The sequence below is a fragment of the Candidatus Laterigemmans baculatus genome, assembly GCF_010367455.1.
Lineage (GTDB): Bacteria > Planctomycetota > Planctomycetia > Pirellulales > Pirellulaceae > Laterigemmans > Laterigemmans baculatus.
Map to the genome: position 1 here is coordinate 35,849 of NZ_WRPR01000043.1, position 22,488 is coordinate 58,336.

17 protein-coding genes are annotated in these 22,488 nt (G+C 63.1%); 14 read left to right on the forward strand and 3 right to left on the reverse strand.

What is annotated here, in order from left to right:
- Positions 1–3 precede the first annotated feature (3 nt).
- The 13 genes from treZ to GNK13_RS10005 all read left to right on the forward strand — a co-directional run bounded on the left by treZ (position 4) and on the right by GNK13_RS10005 (position 19,349).
- A complete protein-coding gene (treZ, locus tag GNK13_RS09945; protein WP_203329012.1) occupies positions 4–1,782 on the forward strand; it encodes a malto-oligosyltrehalose trehalohydrolase in 1,779 nt (592 codons plus the stop codon).
- A 47-nt stretch (positions 1,783–1,829) separates the two neighbouring features.
- A complete protein-coding gene (treY, locus tag GNK13_RS09950; RefSeq protein WP_203329013.1) occupies positions 1,830–4,583 on the forward strand; it encodes a malto-oligosyltrehalose synthase in 2,754 nt (917 codons plus the stop codon).
- Positions 4,584–4,702: 119 nt separating this feature from the next.
- Entirely contained in the window at positions 4,703–6,211 is a 1,509-nt protein-coding gene (locus GNK13_RS09955) for a cytochrome B6 (RefSeq protein ID WP_203329014.1), read from the forward strand.
- A 399-nt stretch (positions 6,212–6,610) separates the two neighbouring features.
- Positions 6,611–8,293, forward strand: a complete 1,683-nt coding sequence (locus GNK13_RS09960; protein WP_164102365.1) for an MFS transporter — start codon at positions 6,611–6,613, stop codon at positions 8,291–8,293.
- Positions 8,294–8,446: 153 nt separating this feature from the next.
- The gene (locus GNK13_RS09965; RefSeq protein ID WP_164102366.1) at positions 8,447–9,010 is read left to right on the forward strand and encodes a glutathione peroxidase; all 564 of its coding nucleotides are present in this window, start codon (positions 8,447–8,449) and stop codon (positions 9,008–9,010) included.
- Between the two features lie 131 nt (positions 9,011–9,141).
- On the forward strand, positions 9,142–10,461 hold the full coding sequence (locus GNK13_RS09970) for an adenylosuccinate synthase (RefSeq protein ID WP_203329015.1): 1,320 nt from the start codon (positions 9,142–9,144) through the stop codon (positions 10,459–10,461).
- Positions 10,458–11,168 carry a polyprenyl diphosphate synthase gene (uppS, locus tag GNK13_RS09975; RefSeq protein ID WP_261345404.1) on the forward strand — a complete coding sequence of 237 codons (711 nt, stop codon included), beginning with the start codon at positions 10,458–10,460 and terminating at the stop codon, positions 11,166–11,168. The genes GNK13_RS09970 and uppS overlap by 4 nt, the downstream gene beginning before the upstream one ends.
- Before the next feature lie 198 nt (positions 11,169–11,366).
- A complete protein-coding gene (locus GNK13_RS09980) occupies positions 11,367–12,290 on the forward strand; it encodes a phosphatidate cytidylyltransferase (protein WP_164102367.1) in 924 nt (307 codons plus the stop codon).
- A gap of 158 nt (positions 12,291–12,448) precedes the next feature.
- On the forward strand, positions 12,449–13,507 hold the full coding sequence (locus tag GNK13_RS09985; protein ID WP_235935014.1) for a PhoH family protein: 1,059 nt from the start codon (positions 12,449–12,451) through the stop codon (positions 13,505–13,507).
- 69 nt (positions 13,508–13,576) lie between these two features.
- Complete coding sequence (locus GNK13_RS09990) at positions 13,577–15,934, forward strand: HD family phosphohydrolase (RefSeq protein WP_164102368.1); 2,358 nt, start codon at positions 13,577–13,579, stop codon at positions 15,932–15,934.
- On the forward strand, positions 15,903–16,655 hold the full coding sequence (gene ybeY / locus GNK13_RS09995; RefSeq protein ID WP_164102369.1) for an rRNA maturation RNase YbeY: 753 nt from the start codon (positions 15,903–15,905) through the stop codon (positions 16,653–16,655). Before GNK13_RS09990 ends, ybeY begins: the two co-directional genes overlap by 32 nt.
- Entirely contained in the window at positions 16,652–17,941 is a 1,290-nt protein-coding gene (locus GNK13_RS10000) for a hemolysin family protein (RefSeq protein ID WP_164102370.1), read from the forward strand. Before ybeY ends, GNK13_RS10000 begins: the two co-directional genes overlap by 4 nt.
- Before the next feature lie 88 nt (positions 17,942–18,029).
- Positions 18,030–19,349 (forward strand): citrate synthase, encoded by a 1,320-nt coding sequence (locus tag GNK13_RS10005; protein WP_164102371.1) that lies wholly within the window; start codon positions 18,030–18,032, stop codon positions 19,347–19,349.
- A gap of 444 nt (positions 19,350–19,793) precedes the next feature.
- On the opposite strand, the gene GNK13_RS10010 is transcribed toward GNK13_RS10005, so the two are convergent.
- Entirely contained in the window at positions 19,794–20,303 is a 510-nt protein-coding gene (locus GNK13_RS10010) for an acetolactate synthase (protein ID WP_164102372.1), read from the reverse strand.
- A gap of 159 nt (positions 20,304–20,462) precedes the next feature.
- On the opposite strand from GNK13_RS10010, the gene GNK13_RS10015 reads away from it, so the two are divergent.
- Complete coding sequence (locus tag GNK13_RS10015) at positions 20,463–20,849, forward strand: acyl-CoA thioesterase (RefSeq protein ID WP_164102373.1); 387 nt, start codon at positions 20,463–20,465, stop codon at positions 20,847–20,849.
- Between the two features lie 25 nt (positions 20,850–20,874).
- Here GNK13_RS10015 and GNK13_RS10020 read toward each other — a convergent pair whose 3' ends face one another.
- Entirely contained in the window at positions 20,875–21,768 is an 894-nt protein-coding gene (locus tag GNK13_RS10020) for a hypothetical protein (RefSeq protein ID WP_164102374.1), read from the reverse strand.
- A gap of 104 nt (positions 21,769–21,872) precedes the next feature.
- Positions 21,873–22,298, reverse strand: coding sequence for a DUF2267 domain-containing protein (locus GNK13_RS10025; protein ID WP_164102375.1), 426 nt, complete (start codon positions 22,296–22,298; stop codon positions 21,873–21,875).
- Positions 22,299–22,488 lie beyond the last annotated feature (190 nt).

Genomic DNA, 22,488 nt, shown 5'->3' on the forward strand with positions numbered 1-22,488 from the left:
GGAATGCCTAGCACCACGCGCCCCGCCCACGGGGCGATTGTGACGGGCGAGGGTGTCCAGTTCTCGCTCTGGGCACCGCTCGCCGAGACGGTCGAACTGCTACTCGACTCGGGTCTTCGGATGCCGATGATCCCGGGCGAGGATGGGTTATTTGAATTGTTCGTAGAGCGTCTCAAGCCGGGAGCGACCTACCGCTATTGCCTCGACGGAGGTGAGCCCTTGCCCGATCCGGCATCGCGGTTTCAGCCCGAGGGAGTGCATGGTCCGTCGCAGATCATCGATCCGTCCGCCTACCCTTGGAAGGACGCGGCGTGGCAGGGCATTCCTCGGCAGGAACTCGTGTTCTACGAACTGCATGTCGGGACGTTCACCCCCGAGGGAACCTTTCGCAGTCTGATCCCGCGGCTGCCCTACCTGAAGGAGCTGGGGATTACGGCGGTGGAGTTGATGCCATTGGCCGATTTCGCCGGCCGCTGGAACTGGGGCTACGACCCGGCTGCCTTCTACGCTCCGTCGCGGGCCTATGGGACTCCGGATGACCTGCGGGCGCTAGTCGATGCGGCGCACGAGATCGGCTTGGCCGTCTTTATCGACGTGATCTACAACCACTTCGGCCCCGACGGCGCGTATGCGACGGCCTACGCGCCATTTCACTCCGAGAAGCACCACACGCCGTGGGGCGCCGGGATCAATCTGGACGACGTCCACTGTCGAGGCGTCCGCGACTTCTTCATCGACAATGCGCTGCATTGGCTCGGCGAATACCACTTCGACGGAATCCGTCTCGATGCGATCAACGCGTTGCAGGATGATAGCACGCCGCACTTCCTCGCGGAACTTTCCGAAGCGGTCGATACGGTCCCCGGTCCCGAGCGGTATTTGATCGCTGAAGATTTCCGCAACCTTCGCACCGTGCTTCTGCCGCGGAGCGAAGGGGGCTATGAGATGGACGGCGTCTGGGCGGATGATTTTCATCATCTGATTCGCCACATGCTCGCCGGCGACACTCATGGCTACTACGGAGATTATGTCGACTGCACGGCAGCGGACCTCGCGGTGACGATCCGCAACGGCTGGTACTACAGCGGACAACCTCAAAAACGGAGTGGGATTCCGCGGGGCACCGACGCAAGCGGATTGCCTTACGAGCAGTTTGTGTTCTGTATTCAAAACCACGATCAGATCGGGAATCGCGTCGACGGCGATCGGCTCCATCATGAGGTGCCACTGAGCGCGTTTCGCGCTGCTTCGGCCCTGTTGCTGTGGGTCCCCCAAACGCCACTGATGTTCATGGGCCAGGAGTGGGCCGCGTCGACTCCCTTCCAGTTTTTCACCGACCATCACGACGAACTCGGGGTGCTGGTCAGCGAGGGGCGGAAGCACGAGTTCGAAGCGATTGCCGATGCGGACGAAGTCCCCGACCCGCAAGACCCCGAAACCTTCCAGCGCAGCCACTTGCTGTGGGAAGAGCGAGAGAAGTGGCCGCACCGGGGCATCTGGAATCTCTACCGAGACTTGATCGCCTACCGCGGCCAGCTCTCGGGGGACGTGGAGGTCACGGTTCACAACGATCGAGCCCTCACGGTCCGCCGCGGCAACCGCTGGCTGGTCGTCGCCCTCGAGGGAGAGCAGTCACTGCCGTTGCCCCCGCCGCGGGCGGAGCTCGTACTTTCGACCGAGCAGGCCGAGTACGCCCGCGATGGTAAGCCGCCGCGCGTCGAAGGAGATTCGCTCTACCTGCCGGTTGCTGCAGCCGCCGTCTTCGCGATCGACTCTGACTGAAGCCCCGGCACTGAAGCTCCTTCCCCACGCCCTTCCGCTCCCCCCCAATGACATCCCGTATGATCGCCAGCTATCGCCTCCAGCTGATCCCCGAATTCGGATTCTCCGAGGTCGCCGCACTGGTCCCGTACCTGAAGAAGCTGGGGATCAGTCACCTTTATCTGTCGCCGATCACCGAGGCTCGGGCGGGCAGCACGCACGGCTACGATGTGATCGATCACAACCGCATCCGCAGTGAGTTTGGGGGCCGCGAAGGACTGGAGAATCTGCTGCAAACGATCCGCGAAGCGGGTCTGCAGCTGATCTTCGACATCGTGCCGAACCATTCGGGAGTAGGGCCCCGCAATGAAGCCTGGCAAAACGTCTTGGCCTACGGCAAACACTCTCCCTTCGCTCGTTATTTTGACATCGACTGGGCACCGCTGGAGGAAACTTTACAAGGCAAGGTCTTGCTCCCTTTCCTGGGCAAGACCTATGGCGAAGCGCTCGACGACGGAGAAATTCGTTTGTCCTATGAAGCGGGAAAGTTCTACGCCACCTATTTCGAAAATCGCTTCGCTCTCAGCCCCGCGACCTACGCGGAAATCTTGGCCACTGCGCTTCCACACTACGAGCGAACGGAGGTCTATTTCGACCTCAAGGATTTGCAACAAACCTACGCCTCCCTCTCCCCGCAAGAGGTCGAGAAAGCAGAAATCGTTGGCCGGCGATTGGAGACGTTTGAGGAAAAGGTGTCGTGGCAAGAAACGCTCGACGAGTTCCAAGGAGCCAAGCTACACGAACTACTGGAGCGGCAATGCTGGCGGTTGGCTTACTGGAAAACCGCAGGGTATGAGATCAATTACCGGCGATTCTTCGATATCAATGGTTTGGCCGCCCTGCGGATGGAGGATGATGAGGTATTCTGGAAATCTCATCGGCTGCTCGGAGACGTGGTCGCGGAAGAGGGAGTCGCCGGGGTTCGCGTGGATCACGTCGATGGGCTGTTCGCACCCCAAGCCTATTTAACGCGACTCAAGGAACTTGGCACGCGTCAGATCTGGGTCGAGAAGATCCTTGCACCGCGCGAAACGCTGCCCGACGGCTGGCCGGTCGAAGGCACGACCGGCTACGAATTCATGAACGACCTGATGAACGTGCTGCTTCGTGGTGAAGGGCTGAAGGCGATCGAGCGGATCTACTTTCACTTTGTTCCCGATGCGGATTCTTATGAGGACGTTGTCCATGACAGCAAGTTGTTGGTGATCCGGTCGTCCCTCTCGAGCGAACTGTACCGCTTGGCCCACGAGCTGAACCTGCTCTGCAAGTCGGACTACCACACCCGCGATTTCGCTTTGGGGACGCTCCGCGACGGCGTTGCCGAATTGGTGGCAGCGCTCGGCCGCTATCGCACCTATCTTCCAGAAGAGGCTGAGACGGCTCGCGAAGTGGTGGAGCAAGCGGTCGGACGGGCCCGGCAACGGACGCCGTCGTTCGAGCCATCGCTCTACGATTTCATCGCCCGCGTGATCCTCGGCGATGTTCCCGAAGAGCTTCGCGAACGACAGCAGGCGTGGGTCGGCCGCTTCCAACAGTACACCGCACCGGTCGCCGCCAAGGGGGTCGAGGATACCGCCTTTTACCGCTACCTCCCGCTGGTGGCCTTGAACGAAGTCGGAGGAGAACCGCAGCTTTCTCCTCAGCCGGTACAGGCATTTCACTCGCATGCTCGCTTCCGGGCCCAGCGGTACCCCACGGCGCTCCTAGCGACTGCGACCCATGACCACAAACGGGGTGAAGATACCCGCGCTCGTCTGATCGCGCTGACCGAGATGCCCGACCGGTGGGAAGAAACCTTGCGCGAGCTGGTGCAGATCGGACAGAACTACCACGGGCTGCATGGTCCATCGCGATTGGACGAATATCTTTTTCACCAATTGCTGGTGGCGCTCTGGAAGGGGAGCACCCCGGAATCTCTGGAGGAGCGTCTCACGGCTTACATGCAGAAAGCCTCTCGCGAGAGCAAGCTGCGAACCAGTTGGAATAATCCCAACGAGAGTTATGAGAAAGATCTGGACAATTTCGTCCGGTCGATGCTCGCCGATGCGCGGACCGGTCCGGCGATCGAGTCGCTCTCCGCAAAGCTCGCCGACGAGGGGTTCTTCAATTCGCTCAGCCAAGTGGTGCTCAAGTTCACCTCCCCGGGAGTGCCCGACATCTATCAAGGCTGCGAATTGGCCGATCTGTCGCTGGTGGACCCGGACAACCGCCGCCCGGTCGATTACGAACGACGCAAGCAATTGCTCGAGCACTTTCAGCCCTTGCTCGAAGAACCCCAGCGCGGCGCCGTCGCAGAACTCATCGAGCAGCGGGACGAAACGGTCAAGTTCTATCTGACCGCACGCTTACTACGTCTCCGCGGGGAGTACCCCGAGCTGTTCGCGAGCGGGAGCTATCGCGCGCTCGAAGTCTGCGGTCCCGCCGCCGAATGCTGGATTGCTTTCGCACGAGAGCAAGGTGGTGCGGCGGTCGTCGTCGCCGTCTCGCGGTTTCCTTGCAACTGGCAGCAGCAACAACCGGCCGAGCTCCAGCTCCCAGCGGATCTGGCCGGGCGCCGCTGGACCGAGTCGCTCAGCGGCGCCCAGGTTTGTGGCACGGTCAAGGCCGAGAAGCAGAAGTGTGCAAAGGGTGCCGGGGGAAATGGTGCCGGGGGAAATGGTGGTGGTGGGGAAGATTCGGCCGAGCTCGAAGCCGGCAGCGTCGAGACGATCGACTTGACCGCGCTGGGGCTCCGCTGGGCCGTCCTCACGTCGGCCGGATGAGAAGCGTGTGAGATTCGGCAACGGCACCTGCCCACTCGCGCAAAGGGCAGGGCGGCACCGGAGTTGCTCTTGCATGGCCGCATCCCGCCGAATATGCCCCCACGCCTCGAGGTGCCCTAATGATCGCGCTCCGTAAGCTCCTCCGCCCCGCCATCGTCCCACTAGTCGGGGTGGGCGTTGCCACGACCCTGCTCGCAATCGGCGAGCTGACTCCCGCGCCGCTCCACGCCGACGAACCGGCACGGACGAGCGATGAATCAAAGGCGAACCGCGAGGAGGAGAAGCGGAAGGACGCTTCGCATCTTCCGAAAGAAGTCGACCAGCGGCAGACCTACATGCCGGTCGTGATGGAACAGACATTCGAGGAGATGCGAAAAAAGGACGTGGCTGAGAGGGACGAGGTGCTGGCAGCGCAGAAGAAACTGCTCGAACAACGCTATGACCTGAAAGACGATCCGACCGAGCAGTGGATGTCAGGGAAGCGAAAAAAAGTCCAGCAGGGCGTTCGCGTCAAGCTGCCCGAGGGAACGAGTTGGGAGGAGCTGGCGGAGCGGAAACCGCAGGAGATCAAGGACCAAGAGCTGTGGCCGGCCGGTTTTCGGCCTCTGCCCCACGTCAAACATCCGACCGGAGGGATGGTTTTTCCCGAAGAGCAGATCGAGAAAATCCAACAGGCGGAGCATCGCGATTTAAATCGCTTTGATGTGGAGTTCGATCTTCCCCAGCACCTGACTCCCGAATTTCCGCCGCCGATGTTTTTGACCAACCGCCCCGATTTGGGCGACGTCACCCAAGGGCAACTTCTGACGAGCGACAACTTCTTCGAATTGATGCAAGGTAAGCTGACTCCATTTCAGATGGAGGGGCTGCGGATGCTGCTGACGCCGTTTCCCCAGCAGCAGTTTAACGCGACGCACGACCGCAAAGTGGCCGAGCCGAGTTTTGGCGTGACCTGTTTCGACTGCCACGCCAACGGTCATACCAACGCCGCATTCCATCTCAATCCCGACACCCGTCCGCAGGCGTTGCGGCTCCGCATCGAGACGCCGAGCCTCCGCGGAATGTTCAACCAGCAGATCCACGGCTCGAAGCGGGCGCTCCGCTCGGTGGAGGATTTCACTGAATTCGAGCAGCGGACCGCCTACTTCGACGGCGACCACGTCACGGCCGCCAAGAAGGGCGTCAACTCGCTCGACCGCGGCACGGCGGTTTCGGCGATGGGGCAGATGCAGAGCATGCTCGACTTTCCCCCGGCTCCGAAACTCAACCTGCTCGGGCGGCTCGATCATGAGAAGGCGAGTGACCTGGAGCGTCAGGGTGAAGAACTATTTTTTGGGAAAGCGAAGTGCGGAGAGTGCCATCCCGCCCCGCATTATCTTGACAACCTGATGCATGACCTCCATCTGGAACGGTTCTACGAGCCGAAGATGGTGCTGGGGCATTTCGATCATCCGGCCGGGCCGATGAAAACAACGACGCTCCGGGGGATCAAGGATTCGCCGCCGTACCTGCACGACGGGCGGCTGATGACGCTCGAGGACAGCACCGAGTTTTTCAACCTCGTGCTGGGACTGAAGCTCAGCGAGCAAGAGAAGGAAGCGCTGGTGGCGTTCATGCGTTGTCTGTAAGGGCACTACCATTACCCTCCCCCCGGGAGGGTGTCGATCTCGGGTCTTCTGACAGAGCCTAGCCCGGATTATTCATCAGCCGCCGGGCGCTAGCCCCCGGTTCCCGAAAACGCCGTGAGAACCGGACGCTAGCGCGTGGCGGCTGATTTAACGCACTGTCTCGCGACGGTCTGTCGCAACTTCAAGCACCACAAGGACTTGCAACGCATTTATGCAAGCGAATGAATAATCCGGGCTAGCGAGTGGCGGCTGATGGATGATCTGAGAAGACGACCATGACGAGGGGAATTCAAACGGTCAAAGGATTGGCGCCGTGTGTAGAACGGCGCCCTTGGGCTGGCTATAGTGGCCGCGTTCAGCACCACTCGCAGCGATCTTTTGATCTGGAGCACAGACGCCATGGACCCCTATCAATCTCCGGCCGCGGGCGGCGCGATCCGCACGCCCCACGGCACCGATTCGGGCAGCACGCTCGCGGGCGCACCTCCGCGGAATCGCGGCCAGCTGCTGTGGGCATCCTTCCTCGCACTCGTCGCGGCGGGCATCGGGTTCAGCGTTCGCGCGGGGATCCTCGGCGACTGGTCGGGCCAGTTCGGTTTCACGATGACCGAGCTCGGGCAGATCACTGGCGGGGGGCTGATCGGATTCGGCATGGTGATCCTGTTGGCCAGCGTGTTCGTCGACTGGATCGGCTACAAGGCGATGATGCTGATCGCGTTCGTGCTGCATTTGATCTCGGCGCTGATGACGCTCGCCGCCACGCCGGTCTACGCCGCGGCCGGTGAGGATGCGACCTACTGGTTGCTGTTCTTGGCGATGTTCATGTTCGCCATCGGCAACGGGTTGTGCGAAGCGGTGATCAACCCGCTGGTTGCTACGCTGTACCCGAAACAGAAGACCCACTACCTAAATATCCTGCACGCCGGCTGGCCGGCGGGGCTGATCGTGGGCGGATTGTTCGCCGCCTGCTTCAGCGGCGCTTCGCCGATGATTCAGCACCTGCGGTGGGAGATCCCGATGCTGCTGTTCCTCGTCCCCACGCTGTGGTACGGGATCATCGTCCTCAAAGAGCGGTTCCCGCTCTCGGAGGCTCGAGCGGCTGGGGTCTCGATGGGGGAGATGGTGATTCAGTTCGCCTCGCCGATCCTGCTGATGCTGTTGGTCATGCACGCGATGGTCGGCTGGGTCGAACTTGGCACCGACAGCTGGATCGCCAACATCACCGAGACGCTCGTCAGCTTCAAAGGGGGCGGGTTGATCCTGTTCGTGTACACCTCGACGATCATGTTCGTCTTGCGGTTTTTTGCTGGACCGATCGTCGAACGGATCAATCCGCTCGGATTGCTCTGCGCAAGCGCCGCTCTGGGAACCGTGGGGCTGGTGTTGCTCGGCTCGGTGCAGACGACCTTCCTGGTGATCGTGGCGGTCACCGTGTACGGCTTTGGGAAGACGTTCCTCTGGCCGACGATGCTGGGCGTCGTCGGGGAGCGGTTCCCCAAGGGCGGGGCGCTGACGATGGGGGCGATGGGAGGCATCGGAATGCTCTCCGCCGGGCTGCTCGGTGCTCCGGCGATCGGCTACGAACAGGACTATTTCGCCTCACAGCGGCTGCGGGAGTTGGCCCCCGAGACCTACCAGCGGTACGCCAACGATGCGCCGAACAAGCCGTTTCCGTTTGTGCCTCCGGTCCAGGGTCTCGACGGGCAGAAGAAGAAGACGCTGTTGGCCGATCCCCCGGGCTCGAGCTTGCTCGAGGAATTCGAAAAGAAGGCCGAGTCGGCCGAAGTCACTCCGGAGCTAGCGGGCAGTTACGCGTGGTGGACCCAGCAAGCGGCTCCGCTGGCCGCGACCGATGCTCCGCTGGTCCGTCAAGCCGACATCTACGGCGGCCAGATGGCGCTGCTGTGCACCGCGGTGATCCCGGCGCTACTGTTCGTCGGTTACCTCGGGCTGGTCATCTACTACCGGGCTCGGGGTGGTTACCGAGTGGAACACCTGGCAGCGCCGCGGGAGCACGTCGACTCGGATCTGGACGAGAGCGGCGAGCAGTACACCGGCGGCGTCGAGGCCGCCGTACGGTAGTGGCGCCGCCGTGCGGTAGTGGCGCCGCGGATCGCTTATGATGCACCTCGAGCGGGACGGGCTGTTGGGCTGCGTCCCGCTCGCCACGGCCGTTTCCAGTTTTCTTTCGAGCTGCGCCGAATTTTCCCTACCCTTAGACAGGAACTTGCTTCGATGAAACTGTTCGCTTTGCTCGCTGCCGGAGCCATCGCCTTGACCGCTTCCACCCTGCAGGCTGCGGATTCCCAGCAACCGGCCCACGCGCTCGACTTCCAAGCCAAGACGATCGAAGGGGAATCGGTCGATCTGGAGAAGTACAAAGGCCAGGTCGTGCTGATCGTCAACGTCGCCAGCAAATGCGGGCTGACTCCGCAGTACGAAGGGCTGCAGGCGATTTATGAAAAGTACCAGGACAAGGGCTTCGTCGTGCTCGGCTTCCCCTGCAATCAGTTCAAAGGGCAAGAGCCGGGAACCGACGCCGAGATCAAGCAGTTCTGCACGACCAAGTACGACGTCAGCTTTCCCCTGTTCTCGAAGCTGGAAGTCAACGGCGAAGGCGCCGCGCCGCTGTACAAGTACTTGACCTCGCGGAACACCGAACCGGTCGGCAGCGGCGAGATCAGCTGGAACTTTGAAAAATTCGTGATCGGCCGCGACGGCCAAGTGGCGGCCCGCTTCAGCCCCCGCACCAAGCCGGAAGCCCCCGAAGTGATCAAAGCGATCGAAGCGGAGCTGTAACCGGGGCCCTGGGTTGCTCTTTGGGGTCTGGTTTTCTACGCTTTGCCGTTTGTTTTGACCACACCACAGCCGCAGGGGACGATCGTGCGCGAGCGGAGCGCCGGTCGCGTCCCGCAGCGGGAGGATCATCGGTGCCCGGAACGTGCGTTATCGGCTTGCAATGGGGCGACGAAGCCAAAGGCAAACTCGTCGACCTGCTGGCCCCTCAATTTGATTTGGTCGTTCGCTACCAAGGTGGAGCCAACGCCGGCCACACGGTCGTCGCGGGCAACGAGACCTACAAATTGCACCATATCCCCAGCGGCATTTTGCACTCCCAGGTGCAGAACCTGATCACCCCCGGGGTGGTCATCAATCCGTCGACGATGATCGATGAGCTCGACGCACTCGAGAAGCGCGGGATTGCCTGCGGTTCGAATTTGCGGATCAGCGAGCGGGCGCACCTGGTGATGCCGTGGCACATCGTCGAAGACCGGCTGCTCAACAAGCAGCACGTCGGCAACGAATCGATCGGAACGACGCTCCGCGGGATCGGCCCCTGCTATCGCGACAAAGTCGGCCGCACGCATGCGATTCGCGTGGCCGATTTGGTCAACGGCGGTCGGGACGAACGCATTCGAGCGGTCGCCGAGCAGAAGATCGCCATCCTCCGCGGGCTCGGCGGGAGCGACGAAGAACTCGCCCAGCTCGAACCGTCGGTCGTGGCCGAACGGGCTGCGGCCTGGGCCGAGCGGCTGCGGCCGATGATCGGCGACACGACCTATTTGTTGCTCGATGCGGCCGAGGCGAATCAGCAAATCCTCTACGAAGGAGCCCAGGGAGCGCTGCTGGACATCGACCACGGGACCTACCCGTTCGTGACCAGCAGCAACAGCAGCGGCGTCGGCGTGTGCGCCGGAGCCGGGGTGCCGCCGCGGTGGATTGACGAGGTGATCGGCGTCTGCAAGGCGTACAGCACGCGGGTCGGCGGGGGACCGTTCCCGACCGAGCTCGAAGACGCCACGGGCGAGCGAATTCGCAAGCTCGGCAACGAGTACGGCACGACCACCGGTCGGCCTCGCCGCTGCGGGTGGTTCGACGCAGTGGCGGTCCGCTACACCGCTCGACTCAGCGGCGTGACTCGGCTGGCCCTGATGATGATGGACGTCCTCAGCCACTTGGACGAGATCAAGGTCTGCGTGGCCTACGATCTCGATGGCGAGCGAATCGAGCAGTTGCCGACGCACGTCGACGCGCTCCGCCGCTGCCGTCCGATCTACGAGACGATCCCCGGCTGGAACGAGCCGGTCGACGATGCCCGCCGGGTCGACGAGTTCCCGGCCGGAGCGATCGACTACGTCCGCCGCATCGAAGCCCTGGTCGGAGTCCCGGTGGGAATCCTCTCGGTCGGTCCCGACCGCGCTCAGACGATTTTTGTCGATTCTCCCGTCGCGGAAGCTCCCCTGCGGTGAACGAGCGGCCCCGGCACATCGCGTTCATCATGGACGGCAACGGCCGCTGGGCCGAGCAGCTCGGCTTGCCCCGCATTGAGGGGCATCGCCGGGGCGCGGAAACCGTTCGGATGGTCAGCGAAACGTGCACCGAGTGGGGCATTGAAGCGCTCACCCTTTATTGCCTCTCGAGCGAGAACTGGAAGCGTCCGGAGAGCGAAGTCCAGTTCCTGATGCAGCTCCTCCAGGAATATCTGGTCGGGGAGCGGCAAATCATCATGGACCAGGGGATGCGGTTGACGGTGATCGGCCGCCGCGACCGGCTCCCCGCGGAAGTGATCGCTGAAATGGAGGAGACCGAACGGCTCTCGGCGGCCAACCCAGGCACGCAGTTGATCCTGGCGATCGACTACGGTGGGCGGGGCGAGATCGTCGAGGCAACGCGGCAGTTGGCCCGCCGCGTCGGCAACGGCGAGCTCGAGCCGGAGGCGATCGACGAAACGACCTTCGCCAACACGCTCTACACCCGCGCGATTCCCGATCCGGATCTACTGATTCGCACCGGCGGAGAGCATCGCGTCAGCAATTTTCTGCTCTGGCAGATCAGCTATGCGGAACTGTGGTTCACGCCCAAGTACTGGCCGGAGTTCTCCCGCGAAGACCTCGAGCAGGCGGTCGCCGATTTTGCCCGCCGCAGTCGCCGCTACGGCGGCCTGACGAGCCGCTAAACTCTTCCGAAAACGTGAACGTCCCCCCTCGAGAGGATCGCGAGGAAGGAGCGGGGAGGGCATCCGCGCGAAGTGCACCGCTGGCCCTCCCCGGGCCTGAGAGCCCGACCCTCCCGGGGGGAGGGTAATGGTAAGGAGCAGTTTTTTGATAGAGCCGAGCCAGAATCACGGCCAAACCCAATAAGGACTGAACCGAACGTGCTGCGAGATCGCTTAATTAGTTCCGCGGTGTTGCTGGCGATCGTCGCCGTCTGCCTGTGGCTCGATGCAAACTACCCTCCTCGGGGCGTCGGCGGCGTGTGGTTGCTGCCGCTGCTGGTGTTCTTTGCCGGCGGGACGTCGACGGAGCTTTCGCGGTTGCTGGTCCATGCCGGGCGGCTGGTTCGCACGCCGGTCGCCGTCGCTGGTGCCTTGCTCGTCACGCTTGCGGCGACGATTCCATCGGCCTGGGGGCTCGCTGGGGAGGTGTATCCACCGGACTGTCCCGTCGGCCGGTTGGGTTGGATCGTGATCGGGGGGATCGCAGCGGTGGGAATCGTGTTTGCTGCCGAAATGTCCACCTACGGAAGAGGCCCCACGGGAGCGATTGAACGGCTCGCCTCAGGGGGGTTCATCGCCCTCTACGTCGGCCTTCCGCTGGCGATGCTCGTCGCGCTACGGGGACTTGGGAGCACGTCCGCGTGGGGGCTAGCTGCCCTGGTGACGATGGTCGCAGCGACGAAATCGGCCGACGCGGGAGCCTACTTCACAGGCCGCTCTTTGGGCCGCCACAAACTGATTCCGAGGCTCAGCCCGGGCAAGACATGGGAGGGAGCGATCGGGGGAATCGTGTTTGCGATTCTCGTCAGCTATGGATGCATTATCTGGCTTTTTCCGGCCCTGACCGGCTTCCCCACCGGTGCCCCGTGGTGGGGTCCGATCGTGCTCGGCGTGGCCTGTGCACTGGCGGGCATGTTCGGGGATTTGGCCGAGTCGCTGATCAAGCGGGATTCGGGAGCCAAGGACAGCGGGGGCTTGTTGCCGGGACTCGGCGGCGTCTGGGATGTGACCGACTCGCTGATCGGGGCGTCGCTGCCGGCCTATCTGTGCTTCGTAGCGGGCGTGGCTGGACCGGTGGCGTGAGGGTCGCTGGCGGCGGTTCGGTTTCACCTTCCCTGTGGGCTGCGGTCTATACTTGCGGTTGAACGACAGCGTTTGTTCCGTTCGCATCCGTCCTCCAAACCGAAGTCCTCGGCAACGCTCCGCCTCCTGGGCTGGGGCGGCGAGGCGAAAGGGATCACGTGACAGAAACGACCCTCGAGGTCTCGAGTCCGGGCGACGTGCTGACCTTGTTTGGCACGCGCGATCAGCACATCCGCGCCATCCGCAGCCGCTGCGACGTCTCGATCACGCATCGCAACGGGCGGATCCGGGTCGCCGGTGAGCACCGGGAAGTCCGCACGGCGATGCGGGTTCTGAAAAAGATGCGGGAGGTTCTCGAGCGCCGCGGTTCGCTGCTCCCCCAGGATGTCGACCACATCTTGGACGAGCAGGTTGCCTTGGCGGAAAAAACTTCCGGCGTCCTGCGAAGCGGTTCCTCGCGGGGCGGCTCGCCGCGGCCCGGCTCCCTGGGGGCCGGTGACGAGCGACTGCGAGGGGGCGGCAGCCCGCTGTTCGGCAGCGGCGCGATGAGCGGCCCGGGCGACATCGACATCCAGGCCGCCGGTCGGCGGATCAAGCCGCGGACCGAAGGGCAAGCGGCGTATGTCGACGCGATCCACGAACACGATCTGACGTTTTGCGTCGGACCGGCCGGGACGGGCAAAACCTATCTGGCCGTGGCTTGTGCGGTCGAGGCACTCAAGGCTCAGACGGTCCGCAAGATCGTGCTCGTGCGGCCAGCGGTCGAGGCGGGAGAGAATCTCGGCTTCCTTCCGGGCGACTTACGTGCAAAGCTAAATCCTTACCTGCGTCCGCTGCTCGACGCGCTCAACGAGATGATCGATTTCGATCGGGCGCGAACGCTGATGGAGCAGGACGTGATCGAAGTCATCCCGCTGGCGTACATGCGGGGTCGCACGCTGAACGACTCGTTCATTATCCTGGACGAAGCCCAGAACACGACCGTCGCCCAGATGAAGATGTTCCTCACGCGGATGGGAGAGCGGAGCCGCATGGTCGTCAGCGGCGACACGTCGCAACTCGATCTGCCGCGGGGCGTTCAGAGCGGACTGCGGGACGCCATCCTGCGGCTCGGCGGCATCAAAGAAATCGGCATGGTCCGGCTGCAAAAGACTGACATCGTTCGCCACAAATTGGTCCAGCGGATCGTGCGTGCCTACGAAGAACAGGAAGGCTGATAATCACCGGCGCGGTTGAGTCGCGGAGCCTCGGCTCGGCGATCTCCAGCCGTCACCGGCGAAATGCCCATGAGTGCTGTTCCTTCCAAGCGTACCCGGGTCGAACGGGTCCAAGCCTTACCGTTGCCGCCGGGCCGCTTCCAGCAGCTCAGCGAGCAGTTCCGACATGCTGCGCTCTGGGGCCGCTTTGCCCTGGCCGGCTTGGCGGCGGTGATCATGCTGGTCGTCTGCCAGTGCTGGGAGCCGCCGTTCTCCTATCGCACCGGCTACGTCCCGCCGCGGGACATGATCGCCCGCGTGAACTTTCAGGTTCCCGACGAGACCAAGACGCGGATCCTGCAGGACCAGCGACGGCGCGAAACGATCGTCTACTACCGCAACCGCAGCCAATCGCTGAACCAGCTGCGGGAAGCGCTTCGGGACCAGCTGTTCCTGGTCCTCTCGGCGCCGAGCCTCGAACAGCTCAGCAGTGAAGGGCAGGACGCCTGGGGAGACTTCTTCATCGGCGACGAGACGGCTGGCCCAGACGATTCGGCGCTGGCTCGCTTCGCCGCGCTCAAGGCGACCTTTGCCGACGATCCGGAGCTGAAGCGGCTCGACGAAGCGGTCAAGCTGGCTCTGCTGCCGCACATCGAGCACGGGCTGCTGCTCAGCCTGAGCCACTCGATCGACGCCGGCAATCAGGCGGTGATCAATGTCTACGATGCAGGGCATCCCGATTTGGCGATCCCCGTCGAGATCGACAAAGTCCGGATCGCCACCGCGTCGATCGAATTGGTCGATCGGCTCAAACGCGAAGTGATCCAGCGTTTCGAACGCGAGGAAGCCCCGGTCGCCGCCGAGATGATCGCCGAGTGGTTGGCCGAGCGGCTGCCGGTGACGTTGACGTACGACCCGGAGCTGAGTGCGGCAGCCCGCGACGCGGCGGCCGAGAGCGTCGAGCCGGTGATGGTTCCCTTCACCGCGGGAGTGACCAGTCTCGCTCCGGCCGGGCGTCCGCTGCGAGCGGAGAAACTCGAACTGCTTCGCTACGAGTGGAATCAGCTCCGCGAGCGGCAGACGTGGACCGACCGGATGCTCCGCGTCGGGGCCTACTTCGGGATGATCACCGCGCTGTACATGCTGGTCGGCGGCTACATCTACTTCGTCGACGACCGACGGATGATCCTCGACCATCTGCAGCTGGCCCGCCTGCTGGGGCTGGCGACGATCACCATCGCGCTGTGCCAATTCGCCTCCCGCGAACAGTGGCAGTCGGAGGTCGTGCCGTTGACGATGGCCGCGATCGTGGCCGCCATCGCCTACGGCCGTGAGCTGGCTTTGGTGCTGCTCTCGGCGCTCTGCCTGGCCACGACGCTGTTCGTCAGCCAGGACGTCAACGACTTGGTTTCGCTCTCGGCCGCGTCGCTCAGCTGTATCCTGTTCCTGGGCCGGATTCGCAGTCGTTCACGGCTGCTGTACGTGGGAATCGGAGCGGCGATCGTGACCGCGGCGACAGTGATCGGGATCGGGATCGTCACCGACCAGACGATGATGGATCAGCCGACCGGCGTCGCGCCGGAGGGCTTTTTTCACGCGCTTCCCTTCAGCACCGCGGTGAGCGGTCTGGTCTCCGAAGCGGTCTGGACCGCCGGCTTCGTCGTCGTCGCCTCGCTGGCAATGACCGGTCTGCTGCCGCTGGTCGAGAAATTGTTTGGCGTCCAGACCGACCTCAGCCTGCTCGAGCTGGGCGACGCCAGCCATCCGCTGCTGCGGCAGTTAGCCCAGCGAGCCCCCGGCACCTACAACCACTCGATCAACGTCGCCTCGATCGCCGAAGCAGCCGCCGAACGGATCGGAGCCAACGGCTTGCTGGTCCGCGTGGGAGCGTACTTCCACGACATCGGCAAGATGTTCAAACCCGACTACTTCATCGAAAACCAGGGACAGGGACCGAACCAGCACGATTCGCTACAGCCGGCAATGAGCACGCTGGTGATCATCGCGCACGTCAAAGACGGCGCGGACTTGGCCCGTTCGCACCACCTGCCGGCTCCGATCATCGACTTCATTCTCCAGCACCACGGGACGACGCTGGTCGAGTACTTCTACCACCAAGCGGCCCGCAAGAGCGAGCAGAATCCGAACGGCGAAGAAGTTTCGGACAAGGATTTCCGCTACCCCGGCCCGCGTCCCCAGACGCTCGAAGCGGCCGTCTTAATGCTCGCCGACACGGTCGAGAGCGCTGCCCGGGCGCTGGTCGACCCGACCCCTTCGCGAATCGCCAGCTTGGTCGACTCGATCGCGATGAAAAAATTGACCGACCGCCAATTCGACGAATGTGGGCTGACGCTGCTACAGTTGGACGTTATCAAGCACAGCCTGGTTAAATCTCTGACCGCCATCTATCACGCACGTGTCAAATATCCCGGCCAACAATCGGCCTGAGCTCGCCTCAAGCCCGCGGCCCCACCCGAGCCCACGGCCCGCCGCCGCTCCTTCGCTGCAGATCGAAGTTCATTCGCATCTCGACGGAGAAGCGGAGCCAGCTTCCCCCCAATCCAACTCCGGTTCGGACGACTCCGATTCGGGCGACCCCGAGCCTAGCGGCGCCGGTAGCTCTTGGCGGCTACCGGCGATCCCGGCGGATACGCTCGAACTGCTTCGCACCGCGGCGGCGGCCGCCGCACTCGAGCGGGGCTTTCGCCAGGGATCGATCGAGATCGCCGTCGTGGACGATCCCCAGATCCACGAGCTCAACCGCCAGTTTCTCCAGCACGACTGGGAAACCGACGTGATCAGCTTTCCGTATGCGTGCGAAGGGGAGGTCCTCGAAGGCGAGTTGATCGTCAGCTGGGAGACCGCGTTGCGGCAGGCCGCCGGAACCAACTGGCCGGCGGCCACCGAACTGGCCCTGTACGTGATCCACGGCACGCTGCATCTCGCCGGGATGGACGACCGAGAAGCGGAGGACCGCCGCCAGATGCGGATCGCCGAACAGCGCGTCCTGCAATCGCTCGGGCTCCCCGGAGCGGAGCGGTACGATGTCGACTCGGCGGAGCGGTACGATGTCGACTCGGCGGAGCGGTACGACGTCGACTCGGCGGAGCGGTACGATGTCGACTCAGCGGAGCGGGATGGCGTCGACTCAGCGGAGCGGTCGCCGTGACGCTCGAGACCCTGCTGCCCATATCCACCGTCGGTTTTGTCGCCGGAGCCGTCGGGGGACTCGGAACCGAGCTGTTGGACAACTTTGCCGGCCGCTCGCTGGAAGCCTACTGCCGGCTCAAGCATCGCCGCGAGCGGTACGGAGCGGTGCTCGATCACCAGCACGACGCGATCCGGGGCGCCGAGTATTTGCGCGTGATTGGGAACGTGATTTTTCTTGCCTTTGGAACCGCCTCGCTGGTGGTCTGGCGAGGGACCGACTTTACCTTGGCGACGCTGGTCCTGTGGGCGGTGATCTCCGGCGCCTCGATCATGCTCACGCACCTCTGGTTTCCCTCGGCGGTCACGCGGTTCGCCTCCTCGCAGCTGCTCTACCACACGTGGCCGTTCTGGCGTTCGCTGTCGATCGTGGCGGTTCCCTTGTCGGCCCCGGGCGAGATCCTTGAAATCCTTACCCGCCGGCTCGCCGGACAGGGAGACGAGGAGGAGGACGAAGAGGACATCCTGCACGACGAGATTCGCAAGAACCTGATGGCTGGCTCCCGCGAGGGCTACTTTGGGCAAGGCGTCCGCGAGATGATCCAGGGGGTGCTGGAGCTGCACGAGGACACGGTTGGGCACATCATGACGCCGCGGAGCGACGTCAACGCGATCCGTCTGGGGATGCCGTGGCCCGAGGTGATGCGGTTTGTCGTCGAGGTCGGCCGGACGCGGCTGCCGGTCTACGACGAGACGCTCGACCGGATCGTGGGCATTCTGTACGTCAAGGATTTGCTGCCCGAAGTGATCGCTGGAACGCTTCCCGCGTGCCCCCTCGAGTCGCTGCTCCGCAAGGCCTGGTACGTTTCGACCGATCGTTCGGTCGAGTCGCTGCTCCGCGAGTTCCTCCACAGCCGCAGCCACATGGCGATCGTGCTCGACGAATTCCAGCAGACCGCCGGGGTGGTCACGATCGAAGACGCGCTTGAGGAGATCGTCGGAGAAATCGTCGACGAGTCGGACGACGAGGAGCAGATCGAGCTGAAGGTGCTCGACGACGATACGGCCGAAGCGGCGGGCCGCGTGATGATCGACGAGCTGAACGAACAGCTCGGCTGGGATCTGCCCGAGTCGGAGGAATACGAAACGGTCGCCGGATTCGTCCTGCATCACGCCGGGAGCATTCCGGTCGACGGCCAGGAGCTGACGGTCGGACCGCTGCGGATCGAGGTCTTGCGGGCCTCGAACCGGCAAATCGAACGACTCCGCCTGCACCGCCAAAATGGGCGGCCGGCCGAACCAAGTTGAGCTGCCGAATTGTCGACCGATAGCTCCCTCGGTACACTGCGTGTCCAATCAGAACCCAATCAAAGACTGGCCTCATAGGGATATTCGGATGAGCACGGCGACCAGCCGCACGGCAGAGCAAACCGATACCGCAAAACTCAGCATCGGTGACACTGTGCTCGAATTACCCGTGATCACAGGCACGGAAAACGAAAGCGCCTTGGATATTTCCAAGCTGCGTGCCAAGACGGGGGTGATCACCCTCGACGAAGGATTCGTCAACACGGGCAGCACGACCAGCGCCATCACGTTCCTCAACGGCGAGGAAGGCATCCTCCGCTATCGCGGTTACCCGATCGAAACGATCGCCCAGAACTGCGACTTCATCGAGATGTCGTACTTGCTGCTCTACGGCGAATTGCCGACCGCCTCGGAGCTGCGGACATTCCGCGAGGGAATCCGCCAACACACGATGATCCACGAGGAAATGAAGTCGTTCTACAACGGCTTTCCTCGCGACGCCCACCCGATGGCGATCCTCTCGAGCGTCGTCGGCGCCCTCTCGACCTTCTACCAAGACTCGCTCGATCCGAACGATCCCGAGCAGGTCACGATCAGCATCTACCGGCTGCTGGCCAAACTGCCGACGATCGCCGCCTACAGCTACAAAAAGTCGATCGGCCAGCCGTTCATGTACCCGCGGAACGACCTCGACTACACGTCGAACTTCCTGCACTTGATGTTCGCCACGCCGGCCGGGCCTTACGAGATCGATCCCGATTTCGCCGAAGCGCTCAACCTGCTCCTGATCGTGCACGCCGACCACGAACAGAACTGCAGCACCTCGACCGTGCGGATGGTCGGCAGCAGCGACGCGAACCTGTTCGCTTGCATCTCGGCCGGGATCAGCGCCCTCTGGGGACCGCTGCACGGCGGTGCCAACGAGGCCTGCGTCAACATGCTCCAGCAGATCGCTGACGACGGCGGCGATGTCGACAAGTACGTCAACATGGCCAAGGACAAGACGAACGGCTTCCGTTTGATGGGCTTTGGCCACCGGGTCTACAAGAACTACGACCCGCGAGCGTTGATCATCAAGAAAGCCTGCGACAAGCTGCTCGCCAAGCTGCAACTGGACGACCCGTTGTTCGAAGTCGCCCAGAAGCTCGAAGAGGTCGCCCTGCGGGATCCGTACTTCGTCGAGCGGAAGCTGTATCCGAACGTCGACTTCTACTCGGGCGTGATCTACCGAGCTCTGGGAATTCCCGTTCAGATGTTCACAGTGCTGTTCGCCATCGGACGGCTCCCCGGCTGGTTGGCCCACTGGGTCGAGATGCACAACTCGCCGAGCAAGCGGATCGGTCGCCCGCGGCAGATCTACGTCGGCCCGACCGAGCGGGAGTGGACCCCGATCGAATCGCGGTCGTAGGGCGAGTAACTGGGCCGCTCGCGTCAGTCGAAAAACAGAACGACACCCTCCCCCCGGGAGGGTCGCGAGGAACGAGCGGGGAGGGGCCGGGAGACGTTCGCGTGATAAGTGCGTGCGACCCTTTTTCCTCAACGAATTGGCTTGTTTTCTAACGGCTCAATCGAGAGTTCGTGCCGAAACCCATTGCCCTCCCCGGGCCTAAGAGCCCGACCTTCCCGGGGGGAGGGTGATGTTTTGACGCGCCGTTTCTACTTCTGGCGACTTTTTCCTCCGGGCTTTCTACCATCCCAGCCCGACCCTCCCGCAAGCGGGAGGGTGATGTTTTGACGTGCCGTTTCTACTTCTGGCGACTTTTTCCTCCGGGCTTTTCACCGTCCCAGCCCGACCCTCCCGGGGGGAGGGTGATGACTCAGAGCCGTTTCTTAAACGACGGTCAAATCGCCCCTACGCCAAACCTTCGGGTTCATCGCTGTCGGACAAGTCGGCTTCGGTGATGATGTGGAAGCCCTTGCTGTTGAGCGTCTCGGTCGAGAGCTCGAGGTTGTCGACCATCAGGGCGACCGAGGGGATACCGCCAGGCTGAGTCAGCAGCGGGTAAGCCTGGATGATGTTAACCTCGGCCTGCAGCAGCGCCGTGCAGACTCGCAGCAGCGGCTGAGGCCCGCCGGGAAGCTGGACGCCGATCAGGTCCGATTCGATGATCGCCAGCCCGGCTCGCTCCAAAATCTCGCGTCCCCGCTCGGGATCGCTGACCACGAACCGGACGAACGCGCACTCGGCCGCATCATTGATCGACAGGGCGACGATGCGGATCCCCGTGCCTTCGAAGCGGCGGATCAACTCCAGCAGTTGTCCCACCCGGTTTTCCAGAAAAACGGTGAACTGGCGGATTCCCGCGTAATCGCGTCCCCGCATCGTGTCGAACGAAGTTCCCGCTCCCTCACCAACGCTCATCGTAAATGCTTTCCAATAATGCTACGGCCTAAAAAAATTTCGCCCCCTGTGGCGACTGGCTTCGCGTGAGAGCGCGGACAAGTGTAGGCTGCCTCCGCCCGATGGGTCAAACCACCCCCCGCCGCTCTTCAATTCCTCTCTCGACGGTAACCGACGCCCATGCACCGCTCGCACCGTTTGACGATCCGCGTCACCTACAGCGAAACCGATGGCCAGCGCCGAGTGCACCACGCCAATTATCTCAACTATTTCGAGCGGGGGCGGGTCGAACTCCTCCGCTCGCTCGGCCAAAGCTACAAAACGTTCGAAGACGAAGGGCTGATGCTGGTCGTCTCGGAGATGAACGTGCGGTACTTCCAGCCGGCCGAATTCGATGATCTGCTGGAGCTGGAAACGGCGGTCGAGTCGGCCCGCGGGGCGCGGATTCGCCACTCCTACCGGATCACCCGCGGCGAGGAGCTGATCGTCACCGCCCAGTCGACCATCGCCTGCGTCGGTTCCGACGGCCGAGTCAAACGGCTGCCCGCCTCGCTGCAAGCGGGCTAGTTTCCCACCCCAATCCGCACCGTGTTCAGTAATCCGCATCCTCGGGGGTCACTAGGCGGGCGGTCCGCTGCGACTCGCTCGCCTCGAGCTCTTCGGTCAGCCGCGCGCGGTATTCCATCATGCTGCTCGCCCCCTGGAAACCGACGACCGTCTCGTCCCAGTCGAGTTGACGGCTGAGGACTCGCCCGGCGTCGATGTCGAATCGGATCGTGCCGTTGCTCAGCTGCTGAACCAACTGCGACTTGACCGCCTGATCCTCGATCGGGGTTAGCGGCTCGCTCCGTACGCTGATCGTGGCGACGCCGGTTTGGACTTTTTCGAGCGTGTACAGCTCGCGGATCTTGATGATCTTCTGGGTTCCCGCTTCGTTGCGGGCCCGAACTTCACGGGGAACGGCCCAGTTGTCGCCCACCTTCACACGGTTGGCAGGCAAGGGCATCGTCACGTCGCCCATCCCGAGGCTGCTCGAACCGCCACTTCCTTCACTCCGTTCCTTGACCTGGCCTTGCGAGTTGATCAGGACCGAGCCGAGGGTTCGTCCGAGCCGCTCGGCGACTTGGCTGAACTGGACCGGCGGAATGTCATCGCTGGTGCTGTCCCAGCGAATCTCTTCGGCGTCTCCGGCTTGCTGGCTCATCTCGACCGAGGCGACGCCGTGGTTGAAGCGGGTGTCTCCCTCGTCATTGACTTCGGTGATATCCCAGACTTTGACGCTGACCGTGCGGACTTGCGAGGTCTCCTCGGTATCCCCCATCCGCGTCTTGGTTTTGGCCATGTGCACGACGCGGTACCGCACCTGCTCGCCCTGCCGGAATTTGTACTGCAAAGCGTAGTCAGCTTCGGCGGCCGCGGTCAGGGGAGCCGCCCCTGCGGCACACAACATCCCCAGGGCGAGAGTCGTCATCGATCGTCGGAACATCGGTTGCCTCCATGCGAGCGGGAATCGGAACGAGCAGATTCGCAGGATGCGAATTCCCCCTCAATACCGATTTTTCCCGGATTTGGACGGTCCGCGGCGGCGGCTCAGGCGTTCCAGAGGCTGGCGATCTCGCGGGGCAGGTTGCTCCGCACGTGGTGGATTTGGCCTTCGCTGCAGTGGCGCGAAAGCAGCCGGAAGACCGCTCGGGCCGCCTCCTCGGGGGCAAACGGCGTCGCGTTGTTCAGCTCTCCCTCGACCCGGTGCAGAAACGACCGTAGATCGCGCTCCGCGGTCGGATTGTGAGCCGGATTCCAGTTTTCGTAGTACAGCCCGCGGACCAGGAGGGGCAGTTGGCTGCCGAGGTCACAGGCCTCCTCGACCGTCAACCGGTCGCGGAGCGCGTGCAAGGCTCCGCGGAGCCCTTGGCAAGCTTGCTGCGGATCGGTTCCCAGCTCCTGGGCCAACTCCTCGAGCCACAGATTCGTCTTCTGAATCGACTTTTCGAATGTCGAGATCGTTGCGGTCGACATCGCAGTGCTCCTTAACCTCGTCCCGCACACCCGTCCGAGGCGGCAAGCGAAGCAGGGATCGGTGGATCAAACCCGCCTGCCGTCGAGAATCACTCGGAAGCAGAACCCCCGCTCCGGAAAGCTTCCTCGACAGCGGCGACCACCCCGATAATGTGTGCAAAGTACACACCGCTGGCACCGCCCGCGGATA

What these genes read in the sequence shown, in the direction of transcription:
- treZ (WP_203329012.1), top strand. Translation starts at nt 4, where the DNA reads ATGCCTAGCACCACGCGCCCCGCCCACGGGGCGATTGTGACGGGCGAG.
- treY (WP_203329013.1), top strand. Translation starts at nt 1,830, where the DNA reads ATGACATCCCGTATGATCGCCAGCTATCGCCTCCAGCTGATCCCCGAA.
- GNK13_RS09955 (WP_203329014.1), top strand. Translation starts at nt 4,703, where the DNA reads ATGATCGCGCTCCGTAAGCTCCTCCGCCCCGCCATCGTCCCACTAGTC.
- GNK13_RS09960 (WP_164102365.1), top strand. Translation starts at nt 6,611, where the DNA reads ATGGACCCCTATCAATCTCCGGCCGCGGGCGGCGCGATCCGCACGCCC.
- GNK13_RS09965 (WP_164102366.1), top strand. Translation starts at nt 8,447, where the DNA reads ATGAAACTGTTCGCTTTGCTCGCTGCCGGAGCCATCGCCTTGACCGCT.
- GNK13_RS09990 (WP_164102368.1), top strand. Translation starts at nt 13,577, where the DNA reads ATGAGTGCTGTTCCTTCCAAGCGTACCCGGGTCGAACGGGTCCAAGCC.
- GNK13_RS10005 (WP_164102371.1), top strand. Translation starts at nt 18,030, where the DNA reads ATGAGCACGGCGACCAGCCGCACGGCAGAGCAAACCGATACCGCAAAA.
- GNK13_RS10010 (WP_164102372.1), bottom strand. Translation starts at nt 20,303, where the DNA reads ATGAGCGTTGGTGAGGGAGCGGGAACTTCGTTCGACACGATGCGGGGA.
- GNK13_RS10015 (WP_164102373.1), top strand. Translation starts at nt 20,463, where the DNA reads ATGCACCGCTCGCACCGTTTGACGATCCGCGTCACCTACAGCGAAACC.
- GNK13_RS10020 (WP_164102374.1), bottom strand. Translation starts at nt 21,768, where the DNA reads ATGTTCCGACGATCGATGACGACTCTCGCCCTGGGGATGTTGTGTGCC.
- GNK13_RS10025 (WP_164102375.1), bottom strand. Translation starts at nt 22,298, where the DNA reads ATGTCGACCGCAACGATCTCGACATTCGAAAAGTCGATTCAGAAGACG.